The 549-nt window shown below is 44.4% G+C and carries 1 protein-coding gene; it reads left to right on the forward strand.

Annotation, left to right across the window (positions count from 1 at the left end; translation table 11 throughout):
* The coding region (locus tag D8804_RS10010) for a KxYKxGKxW signal peptide domain-containing protein (protein WP_260472357.1) at positions 1-549 on the forward strand (549 nt) is incomplete at both ends.

Here is a 549-nt window from a genome sequence, read left to right on the forward strand (position 1 = left end):
CAAATGTTTCGAAGTAAAAAGTTTAACAAAGATTTCGAGATCGTAGATGAGAAAAAGCGTTATAAGCTTTACAAGTCGGGTAAAAACTGGGTAAAAGCCTCAAACTCTCAATTGGATCTCTTCCGTATCGGTGGTATGGGCGAAGTTGTCTCTAGTACCCTGTCAGACACTGAAGAACTTGATCACGCACACCTTAGTTTTAACACGCTAGCGGGTATAGGGGGAATCCTGGCCGCGGGAGCTGCAGGATTTGTGATGACTCAAGAGCAAACTGTTTATGCGGATGAAACATCTGAGTATGCAGAAAAGGATAAAACAGTCATCGCAGCTGAACCAAAAGCAGCTGAAACAACTGAAACAAGTACTAACTCAATCATCGCTCAAGCGCAAACAGAAGTAAAGAAAGCTCAAGCAGAACAAGCATCTGCCTCAGCTTCTGTATCAGTCAGTCAATCTGTTGAGGCTCAAGCGAGTGCGAGTCAGTCAGCTTCAGTCAGTCAATCTGCCTCAGCAAGTCAGTCAGCATCTGCAAGTGCTTCAACATCAGCA

This window comes from Streptococcus oralis (assembly GCF_003944215.1).
In the GTDB taxonomy this organism is placed as follows: domain Bacteria; phylum Bacillota; class Bacilli; order Lactobacillales; family Streptococcaceae; genus Streptococcus; species Streptococcus oralis_BI.